The following is an 11171-nucleotide window of genomic DNA, read 5'->3' on the forward strand; positions in this document are numbered from 1 at the left end:
ATTTTATTGTATATTCTGTTTTTTTTATGAGATTTAAAAGGAGTTTGTCTTCTCCGCAAGTATAGTACTTAATATTCTCAACTCCTCCAACCTTCTCATAAGCTTTTTTATTGATGTAGAGGTTTCTTCCATTATTGCTGAACGGTAGACCAAGATTGATTGTTGCACAATAAAAATCCGCAGTTAATATTTGTGTAAATCTTCTAAAATCAGAAACCTTATTCTCTGGGGAATAGCCAACGATCATACCTGTATTTTCTGAAATATATGAATTAAATGAACGAAGCCAATTGACAGGCACCCTACAATCTGCATCTGTAAAGATAAGATTATCGAATCGGGCTTTCTCAACTCCTAACTTAATCGCATATTTCTTTCCTTTATATTCAGTATTTTTTTCACGTATCAATATCGAATGCCAATTGTTTTCTCGGATGCAATATTGTTTAATTATTTCTGATGTGCCATCTTCAGAAGCGTCATCAATCAGGATTACTTCATATTTAACTTTAGGATAATTTACTCTATCAATCGAATTTAATAGAATAGTAAGGTTATTCTCTTCGTTCCTGCAAGGAATAATAATCGAAAAAGAGTTGAATTCTTGAGTATATTTCTTCGGATTGAAAAAGACAGCAAATCCAAGCAGCAATAAAAAAAATGAAAATATTAGAATTACGATCATGGATTGTTATTGAATATTATAGATTATTACTTTATTAGTGTTCTTAAAATTAGAATTTCTCTTCCTTTTTCTTTTCGTGTTCGAGAACATGAATTCTATCGGCTCGAATAAGGATTTTCGACACAGTTTTGCCATCATTATTTTCCCATTGGTTGAGTTTCAAACTTCCTTCGACGAGAAGGGGACTACCTTTTTCAGTCCTATTTTCAATCTTTTTTGCAAGGTTGCCCCATGCCTCGATATCAACGAAGGTGGTCTCTTCCTGCCAGTTGTTGTCCTTATCCTGGTACGGTCGATTATTCGCAATCGTAAAAGTAGTGACCTTAAGCTTATTGTCACCAACTTCTTTAACTTCAGGATCACGTACAACGTTTCCACTGATAATGATTGTATTAACACTCGGTGTTCTCTTGCTCATTGTTGAACCTCCTTTATGGTTTCTTTACTCGATGAGCACTTAGTAGAGTGAAAAAACGCTTATTTCCTGTCAAGTAAAACATATTTGGGATCGAATTTAATTTCACCATCATAGAAATAAGAAATATATCAATCCAATCACACAAATACCAACAAAGATATTCATTAAAGCGCCGACCTTGAAAAAATCAGAGAATTTGTAACCACCAGCAGAATAGACCATAAGGTTTGTTTGATATCCGATAGGAGATGCAAAACAAGTTGAAGCACCAAGAGCAAGCGTAAGCATAATCGCTTTTTGGCTTATTCCGGGAACTGATTGTGATATTGAAAGTGCTATAGGAAAAACTATTGCAGCTGCAGCATTATTTGTAATAAGGAGAGTAAACATACTTGTAAGAATAAAAACACCGAGTATTACACCTATCGGTCCTATAAAGCCCAGTGAATTCACCAGAAAATTACCTACAGCAGAAGCTAATCCTGAGTTTGAAATTCCTTGTGCTACTCCAAAGGAGCAAGCAATTAATATAAGCACGCCCCAATTTACAGAATTAGTAGCATCTTTGGGATTAATAATCCCTGTTCCAACCATAAGAACTGCTGCAACTGCTGCTGCAAATATGATGGGGACAAGTCCTGTGGCTGCGCTAAGAACCATTAAAAACAGGATAACCAAAGAAAGATTCCCCTTCCATCTTGGTTTTTCATAAATATCCAGACTTGTTGTAACTAGAGAGAAATCTTTTGAATGATACCATTTCTCCTCAAAACCTTTTCTGGCTAAAAGGAATAGCGTATCATTTGGTTTGATCTCAATATCTCCAACTTTTCTATTTATTCTCTCACCGCTTCTATGGATCGCTAAAATAACCGCGTTATACAAACTTCTAAAATTACTATCCCTCACAGTTTTCCCAACGAGAGGTGATGAATTTGATATCACTGCCTCATATGTTTTTGTTTTATCTGAATCAAGATTTTTTATATTAAATTCTTGATCAGGAACCGTGATAAGACCTTGTACTTTTTGAAGCTGAAATATCGTCTCAGGAAGACCCGTAAAAAACAATCGATCATTTTTTAATATGACTTCATCAGGACCTACCGGAGCTATGACATCACCATTACGGCTAATCTGAAATAAAAACAATCCTTGAAGATGTCTCAGGTTAGCTTCCTCCACTGTGTGATTAAGATGCACATATTCATTCCCAACTCTCATCTCAACAACGAATTCCCGCGTTTCTTCCCCAAGTCGTGTAATCACATCCTTTCTGTCTGGCAGGAATCTCTTACCAAAGAATACCATAAAGAGAATTCCCAAAACAGCAACGGGAATACCAATTCGAGTAATTTCAAAGAACGAAAATCCTTCATAGCCATTCTCAAGAAGCAAGCCATGCACCACAAGGTTTGTGCTTGTACCTATCAGCGTACAGGTACCACCAAGAACAGCTGCATAGGATAAAGGAATAAGAAACTTAGAAGCTGAAAGATTATTGCGTTTTGCCCAGGTCTTAACGATGGGTATCAAAGTTGCAACAATCGGGGTATTATTAAGAAAAGCAGAAAGTCCTGCAACGGGAAACATTAACCTCATATAGCGGGAATTTTCACCTTTTTCTCGATTTCCCAGAATTGAAATAATAAATCGCTCGAAAGCTCCCGAACTCTGCAGTGCAGCACTCACAATAAAGAGAAATCCAACCGTCAGCATTCCTTTATTTGAAAAGCCGGCAAATGCTTCGTTCACAGTAATAACTCCACCAGCAATGAGAAGGAGTAGTGCAGAGAATACAATTCCAGCCGGGTGGAACCATTCCTTTGCAAGGAAAATGATCATGAGAATAATCACTGACGTTGTATAAATTAATTCAAACATTTATGTCTGCTTATCTTTTTTTTATTTTTCGATTACAAAAATCGTCCATTCCTGTGAAGGTCTGTCTGATAAATATCCTTCAAGCCAGTCATATTGAGGATGCTGTTTTAGGAATTCTCCTGCATTAAAAGGAGCTCCGCAAGAACAGCCCCATCGTGCCCACATCTGCATTCTTTCCGCCATCTTGCTATCAACTACTTTTCCGTCAACACATCCTTGAGGTGCGTATGGAAGACGTTCTGGCCAGTATTGCATAGGGTCAAGATCATAATGCCCACAAATATTCCTGCTGCACATATTTTCTTCCTGAAGATATTCATCGTAATGATCAGCAAGAAACTCCTTTGCTAATTCATTTTCAATTTGTCCCTTATATTCATTTAACAGTTTATTCCATCGCACTCGTCGGGCACCCATAGGAGTTCTGATATCAGAATAACATGCATTTGTACATTCCTGGTTTCTAATTTTCAGATCATTAGCAACATTATACCCGCTGTAGAAACCATTTGTGGTTTTCTCGATACTATCGTATTTTAATCCTTGTTCAAATCGAGCAATTTCATTGGTCTCAATATCTCCCAGAAGCCAACTATTAGCATACGCTCCGTTGTTATCTTTTTGCATGATCTGTATCCATTCATCGATACTCTCTGCATATTGCATCGCCTTTCTTTCACGCACAAATTCGGGAGTTTTCTCAGGATTAAAACCTGAATAACCACCAATTGTAGTCTCAGTTCCTATTATACCAGCATCTGTAATGAAATAATCAGTTCCACTATCAATCAAGCCCGGTGCTGATTGCATGAGCAATCGATGCCCTGAATCTGGTTGTATATCTATGATAACATTTACAAATTGCCCAGCTGCATACAAATTCCACGTATTATGGGCAAGCACGATCTCTCCATCTTCAGTATAATCTCCGGTTGCAATAAAAGCGCTGCACTTATCATTTTTAAGAGGCATTTCTCCCACTACTGTTGGCCACCAGTAATCAAGAAGCTCTGTCAAACCATTCCATGCTAAAATCTCTTCGTATGAAATTTCATATCCAGCTTGAGTTATCCCTGCAGCAATTCCCTTCATTTCTTGAACATATTCTTCATCAATCTTGGAAGCAAACATTTCATAACCGTGTTGAACGAAGAAATCGAATGTTTCTCCTGTGTACCATTCAGCAAGAAAATTATTAACTCTTATTGCTTCTTTGAACTCGTCAGCTATGAGGTATCCATGCTGGAAACCCCGCTCATAGGGTTCGCCCTCAATATGAAGGAAGATCCATCCGTCTTTTTCATAGCGGTCTGCTTTTTTTAACCAATCTTTTTGTTGTTGCGTTAACTCAGCTGTGTGTATGATACTGTTAACAAGAAGAATCGATAGGCACAATATTAGTATTATTGTTGTTTTGGATTTCATAGTAATTCTCCTTAATATGTATTAATAATTGCGATGTTAACTATTTGATAAGATTAAGAATGGTTTTATGAACTAATTATTTTGTATTTTTTCAAGTACTCGAGGATTTTTTGTGCTGATTCAACAACTGAGAGTTTATCAGTTTCGATAACAATTTCCGGCTTCAGAGGTGCTTCATATGGAGCAGAGATGCCTGTAAATTCAGGTATGATGCCGGCACGTGCTTTTTTATAAAGTCCTTTGGGGTCGCGTTCTTCGCATACATCAAGTGGGGCTTGAACATATACTTCAATAAATTCTCCTTCAGGAAGAAGCTCCCTGTTTACATCTCTATCTTTTCTGTATGGCGAGATGAATGATGTGATGGCAATTACTCCTGCATCTGCAAAAAGTTTAGCCACTTCACCGATCCTTCTGATATTCTCTTCACGGTCTTCAGGTGAGAAGCCGAGATCCTTGTTAAGACCATGGCGAATATTGTCGCCATCAAGTATGAAAACCTGGCAGCCCTCTTCAAATAACTGTGCTTGAAGTTCAACGGCAATTGTTGATTTTCCGGATCCTGACAATCCAGTCAACCATATTACAACACCCTTGTGACTATTTTGTTTCTCTCTATCCTCTTTTGAGATCCCGCTTTCGTGCCACGTGATATTCTTACTCTTTATCATGTTCATTCTCCTTTTTGTGTATAGAATTTCATTAATATTTCAGCAACTGGTTTTCGCATAATTCTCTGGTCTACTCCTTCGCCTGCATGGAGTTTTCTTCGAACCTCTTTCCCTGAGATATTGACCGGGTGAAAACCTTTAGGAGCATATTTTTCGATTAATCCAACACGATTGATTTCTTCAAAGAATGCTGCGAAACCTACATTCAAGGGTTTAATCTGTAAATCTCCTTTGAGATTATCAAAGATCTCTTGAGCATCGAAATCACCCCACGCAGGAGTCCCGTCATCAAAGGGAGCATCGGCGTGTTTACGACCAATTATGATATTTGTAAAACCAAAGTTCTGCCTGTAGATAGCATGCATAACTGCTTCTTTTGGACCTGCATAGAACATTTTCACATCCATAGCTATAAGCATAAGATGATCTCTGAAATTCATATCCTTTTCTTTCCAGAGTTCTTCATCCCGATCACCTTCGCCTATGATTCCTTTATCGATAAGTACTTCATATGTCATCATCCTCACATCTGCCGGAACATCATCTGATTTTGTCGCCCCAACGAGTGGATTCAAGACTGCACCAGCATCAAATCCTTCTCTAATGAGTGTTTCTAATCCATAGATCAGTGCATACTCATGAGCTCTATGCAAAGGATTTCTTGTTTGAAAGGCGACAATTCTCTCCCACCCCTTCTCTTTAAATAAACGTCGTGTTTCTTGAGGAGGATACATATATTTCTCATAATAATGAGTATGAACAGGTTCAAGTGCCCATATTTCTCCACCGAGCAAATAATCTCTTGGATCATCATTAACAATTCGAGGTCCCGGATGGTCTTTTCTATTGGTTCCATAAACAGACTTATTATATTTGTCTTTGTTAAAATAAAAGATATCTGAAATTTTCAAGGAACCAACCAAATCACCATTCTCATTATGAACAGCGACGGTTTCATCAATATCAAATTTTTCAGCTTCTTCCTTGGATATCGGGAATGATATCGGTATCGTCCATGCGTATTTTTTGCCATTTCTTTCTATTACTTCTTCATCAAGGACTTGATTGAATTCCTTCTCATCCATAGGTCCATGAAGTGGAGAAAGAAGCCCGTTAGCAATACTATAGAACATTGAAAGGTCGGCATCAGGAATTGTATAGACTTTTGCATCCCGTAAAGAGGTGACAAATTCCTTTTTTTGATTTTCCGGGATAGTTCGACTAACAAGTCCCATTCCACCATGAGGTTTAGGTAAATTTTGAGACATAACTTTTACTTCCTTTTTATTATTTTATAAAAATTTTTCCAAGAGCTAATAATCCAAGTCCTACAGTGACAATACCTATGATAACACGTAATTTCTCTGTTTTCATTCTTTTCACTGTTATACCGGATAAGGGTACAGAAAGCATCCCACCAACAACAAGAAACGGTGCAAGTGTCCAGTCGATTACTTGATTCATAGATATATACATAATAAGTCCAACTAAGCAGGTAAGTCCTTCTGCAAAAGACGTAATTCCAATCGCACTCTTGCCATCAACACCCGATAAGAGTTGTCCGCTGGTCACAACAGGTCCATAACCTCCACCACTCATACCTTTATTAAATGATGCAACGACACTTAAACCGATTATCTTTTTCCATGAAAATTTGAATACTTTTTTGGATGTTATGAGAATTAATAAACCCATAGTGAGAATCAGAATGCCAATATAGAGCTTCACATAGAATTTGGGCAGACTGACTGCAATAATAACTGCCGCAACCGTTCCAACTATACTGCACATAGCAATAAGTAAAGCAATCTTCAGGTCTTTGGGTAAATAACTTTTCAGGCTGCTTATAAAGTTCAGTTGTGAATTTCTAAAATCAGGTTTTATCCCAGTAAATAACTGCACGTTACCCATTTTGTTGTGAATAAGCCCGGCAAAAATACCTGTAAAAAGTTCTGATAAAAGAATGCAGGGTACGATCTGCATAGGTTGATAACCAAGTAATAATAAGATTGGAGTTAAGGATGTGCCATATCCCATCCCGAGTGTCGAATCGAAATACTCGGCAACAAATGCCATTAATACGATCGGCAAGCCAATCTGAAGAATGAATGACCATTCCATTGAATCCTCCTTGATGATTTTGCCTTATCAAAGAGGATGATTTGAGTTTGTCAAGTAATTCTATATACTTTATCATCTTTATAGGCTTTAATAAATTTATACTAAATCTTTAAGCGTTGTATTTTCTAGTTTTGCCGAGGCGTAATCCCGTATTTCTTTCAAAAGAGATTTGAGCTTTGGGCATCGCTCTATCGGACTTTCCTCATAAAAATGGAGACTTACCGAAACGACTGGAGCAAGAGGTCCATCGATACTTCTGATGACTTCCGCTGTGGATATCTTTGATGGTTCTTTTGAAAGTTTATAACCCCCACTCGGTCCCCGCACACTCCTTACAAAACCTGATTGTTTAAGAAGTATCAGAATTTGTTCCAGAAATTTTTGAGGTATATTATTTGTTTCAGCAAGATTGCTAATTGTCAGAATCTGACTATCATAATTCTTCGCTAAACTCACCAATGCAAGAAGTGCATACTCACTTTTTTTAGAAAGTCGCATGTTATTTCCTTAATTTTTGAAGAAAAGGTTCTATACATTTTCTATCAACAATCATTCCGAGATGAATATTAGGTTTGGTCGATCCATGATAATCTGATCCGGCTGTAGTAAGGAGTCCATACTTAATAGCAAGATGGGTATAGAATGTAACCTGCTCAGGTGTATGCTGGGAATAGTATACTTCTATCCCCATCAGTCCGTAACTGTTCAATTCCGCAACCAAATTTTCTAAATGTTGATCATCGAGTTTTGTTTGATATGGATGAGCAATCACCGGAATTCCTCCCGCATCGAGGATAAGATTGATTGCTTTTTTTGGATGGAGTCTTTTCTTATTGAGATATAATGGTTTTCCTTTATCAAGATATTTATCGAAAGCTTCCTGGTATGAACTCACATAACCTTTCCGAGCGAATAAATTCGCAAAATGTGGTCTGCCAATGAGCACGCCACCTGCTTCTTTTTCAAGTTCATCAAGTGTAATATCAAATCCGAGAGCTTTCATATTTTCAATCATTTTTTTATTTCGATTAAGCCGAAAATCCTGAAGCTCTTTCAGTGTTTGATGTAATCCTTCGTTGTTACGATCAAATCCATAACCTAAAATATGAAGTGTTTTTGGAAATTCAGCACTTATCTCTACGCCATTAATAAAGTGTAATCCTTCAGGAATATCTGATATGAGAGATAGCCCATCGATCGTATCATGGTCTGTAAGTGACAAATATTCCAACTTCAGTCTATGAGCTTCCCGAACAAGTTCTTGTGGCGTTAATGTTCCGTCAGATGCTGTACTGTGTGTGTGTAAATCTAATTTCATAACCTTCGCTTATACACTTCGTGCTCCTCACTTCCAATTAAATATTTGATTAAGTGACTCTCCTAAGGGCAGTTATGTGTATTTTCTATTACTTTCTATTTTTTTATTGCTTTTATTGCAAGGAATTCTTTCTTTAAAATATCAACTTTATCGAGTTTTTCCCAGGTAAAGTCCGGATCATTTCTACCAAAGTGTCCATTTGCGGCTGTTTTCTCATAAATCGGTCGTTGGAGCTTCAGATGACTAATGATCTCATGGGGAGTTAATGGAAAATGTTTTTTTATTAGTTTAATAATTTGCTGATCATCCAGTTTCCCTGTTCCGAATGTTTCAATCCATATACTGAGAGGTTTTGCAATGCCGATCGCATAGGAAATCTCTATTTCGAATCTATCAGCGATACCAGCTGCAACAATATTTTTGGCAATATATCTTGCCATATAAGCTGCGCTTCGATCTACTTTTGTTGGATCCTTTCCCGAAAATGCACCTCCCCCATGTCGTCCCATACCCCCATATGTATCGACAATGATCTTTCGTCCAGTTAGTCCTGCGTCTGCTTGTGGACCACCGATTATAAATTCACCTGTCGGATTAATATGATATACTGTTTCTTTATCAAGATATTCTCCACACACAGGTTTGATAACGAACTCAACAATATCTTTCCTTATCTTATCTTGTTCGATACCCTCAGCATGCTGGTTTGAGACAACCACTGTGTGAATTCGTCTTGGTACATTACCATCATATTCGATGGTGACCTGTGCTTTTCCATCAGGTCCTAAATATGGTATTATGCCGTTTTTTCGAACTTCTGCCAGCTTTTCTGTCAGCTTATGAGCAAGCATTATTGGCATAGGCATAAATTCTTCAGTCTCGGTACACGCATAGCCGAACATCATCCCCTGATCACCTGCTCCCTGCAGATGGTGAGTCCCTTTATTGGCATCAACTCCAATAGCAATGTCGGGCGACTGTGGAATAATACTGCAAAAGACACCGCAATTTTCAAAATCTATTCCGAGCTTGCTATGAGTGTATCCAATTTTCTTAAGAGTATTTCTAACGATCCTGTCAATATCAACAAAACCCTTTGTTGTGATCTCGCCGAAAACCCAAACTGCTCCATTCTTCACCGCAGTCTCAGCTGCCACACGCGAGTTTTTATCCTGGCGCAGACATTCATCGAGTATTGCATCACTGATCTGATCACATATTTTATCCGGATGTCCCTCGGTGACGGACTCGGAACTAAAGAGATATTTATTCTTACTCATGTATAACATCCTTTCTCAATACCTATAATGGTCTGGCTTATAGGGTCCATCGATGGGGACGCCGATATATTCCGCCTGTTCTTTTGTCAAGCGGGTTAATTTTGCGTTGATTTTTCCGAGATGCAGTATAGCAACTTCCTCATCAAGTTCTTTAGGAAGTCTATATACTTTTTTCTCAAGGTCCTTAGTCCATAATTCGATTTGAGCTAGCACCTGGTTTGTAAATGAATTGCTCATTACAAATGAGGGATGTCCAGTTGCATTTCCAAGATTCACGAGACGTCCTTCAGAAAGAAGAACAATTGAATGCCCATCCTGAAATTGAATTTGATCTACTTGTGGTTTTATATTGATCTTCTTAATACCGGGTACGGCATAAAGCGCGTCAACCTGAATTTCATTATCAAAATGGCCAATATTGCAAACGATAGCTTTGTCTTTCATTTTTTTTATATGATCAACACGAATCACATCTCGATTGCCTGTTGCTGTAACAAAAATATCTCCTTCTTCGATAACATTCTCAAGCACATCTACCTTGAAACCTTCCATTGATGCCTGCAGAGCACAGATAGGATCGATTTCTGTAACGATCACTCGTGCACCAAATCCACGCATCGATTGCGCGCAACCTTTCCCCACATCACCATAGCCGCATATGACAACAACCTTGCCGGCAACCATGATATCCGTTGCTCTTTTGATGCCGTCTGATAAAGATTCTCTACAGCCATAGAGATTATCAAATTTAGATTTAGTTACAGAGTCGTTCACATTTATTGCAGGGAACAGCAAAGTACCATTTTCCATTTTTTGATAGAGCCGATGAACACCAGTCGTTGTTTCTTCGCTGACACCTCTTATATTATCTGCGATGCGATGCCATCGATCCGGATACTTCTTAAGATCATCAAGAATAGTTTGTTGAAGGATTCCAAGTTCTTTATTCAATGTATTAGGTAAAGGTATTTTTCCTGATGAGAGATAGTCATCTTCGAGGCGAACACCTTCATGCACGAAGAGAGTTGCATCTCCACCATCATCTACAATCAGATCAGGACCTTTCTGTTCACCGAAGAGAAGTGCATTTTTTGTGCACCACCAATAATCCTTGAGAGTTTCTCCTTTCCAGGCAAAAACAGGAATTCCTTTATCTACAATAGCTGCCGCTGCATGATCCTGCGTTGAAAATATGTTGCACGAAGCCCATCGTACTTCAGCCCCCAGAGCAATCAGTGTCTCAATCAGAACAGCGGTTTGGATCGTCATATGAAGACTTCCCGTAATATGTGCTCCTTGGAGAGGTTTACTTCCCAAATATTTTTCCCTGAGAGCCATTAAACCCGGCATCTCAACTTCAGCAAGTTCA

Annotated in this window: 11 protein-coding genes; all 11 read right to left on the bottom strand. The window is 38.2% G+C overall.

Going from position 1 to position 11171, the window contains the following annotated elements:
* Window positions 1-685 (bottom strand): glycosyltransferase (locus JW794_04470; protein ID MBN2017370.1); only part of this gene is annotated, 685 nt, incomplete at its 3' end.
* A 49-nt stretch (window positions 686-734) separates the two neighbouring features.
* Entirely contained in the window at window positions 735-1103 is a 369-nt protein-coding gene (locus tag JW794_04475) for a single-stranded DNA-binding protein (protein MBN2017371.1), read from the bottom strand.
* A 108-nt stretch (window positions 1104-1211) separates the two neighbouring features.
* Complete coding sequence (locus tag JW794_04480; protein MBN2017372.1) at window positions 1212-2987, bottom strand: anion permease; 1776 nt, start codon at window positions 2985-2987, stop codon at window positions 1212-1214.
* Between the two features lie 21 nt (window positions 2988-3008).
* The gene (locus tag JW794_04485) at window positions 3009-4412 is read right to left on the bottom strand and encodes a hypothetical protein (protein MBN2017373.1); all 1404 of its coding nucleotides are present in this window, start codon (window positions 4410-4412) and stop codon (window positions 3009-3011) included.
* Between the two features lie 65 nt (window positions 4413-4477).
* On the bottom strand, window positions 4478-5083 hold the full coding sequence (gene cysC / locus JW794_04490; protein MBN2017374.1) for an adenylyl-sulfate kinase: 606 nt from the start codon (window positions 5081-5083) through the stop codon (window positions 4478-4480).
* A 2-nt stretch (window positions 5084-5085) separates the two neighbouring features.
* Window positions 5086-6351: a sulfate adenylyltransferase gene (locus JW794_04495; GenBank protein ID MBN2017375.1), complete on the bottom strand. Its 1266-nt coding sequence runs from the start codon at window positions 6349-6351 to the stop codon at window positions 5086-5088.
* Between the two features lie 19 nt (window positions 6352-6370).
* Window positions 6371-7204, bottom strand: a complete 834-nt coding sequence (locus JW794_04500; GenBank protein ID MBN2017376.1) for a sulfite exporter TauE/SafE family protein — start codon at window positions 7202-7204, stop codon at window positions 6371-6373.
* Between the two features lie 96 nt (window positions 7205-7300).
* Complete coding sequence (locus tag JW794_04505) at window positions 7301-7702, bottom strand: Rrf2 family transcriptional regulator (GenBank protein MBN2017377.1); 402 nt, start codon at window positions 7700-7702, stop codon at window positions 7301-7303.
* A gap of 1 nt (window position 7703) precedes the next feature.
* On the bottom strand, window positions 7704-8522 hold the full coding sequence (locus JW794_04510) for a PHP domain-containing protein (GenBank protein MBN2017378.1): 819 nt from the start codon (window positions 8520-8522) through the stop codon (window positions 7704-7706).
* 95 nt (window positions 8523-8617) lie between these two features.
* Window positions 8618-9802, bottom strand: coding sequence for a methionine adenosyltransferase (locus tag JW794_04515; protein ID MBN2017379.1), 1185 nt, complete (start codon window positions 9800-9802; stop codon window positions 8618-8620).
* A 15-nt stretch (window positions 9803-9817) separates the two neighbouring features.
* Window positions 9818-11171 (bottom strand): adenosylhomocysteinase (locus tag JW794_04520; GenBank protein ID MBN2017380.1); only part of this gene is annotated, 1354 nt, incomplete at its 5' end.

It is taken from the genome of Candidatus Cloacimonadota bacterium, assembly GCA_016932035.1.
Lineage (GTDB): Bacteria > Cloacimonadota > Cloacimonadia > JGIOTU-2 > JGIOTU-2 > Celaenobacter.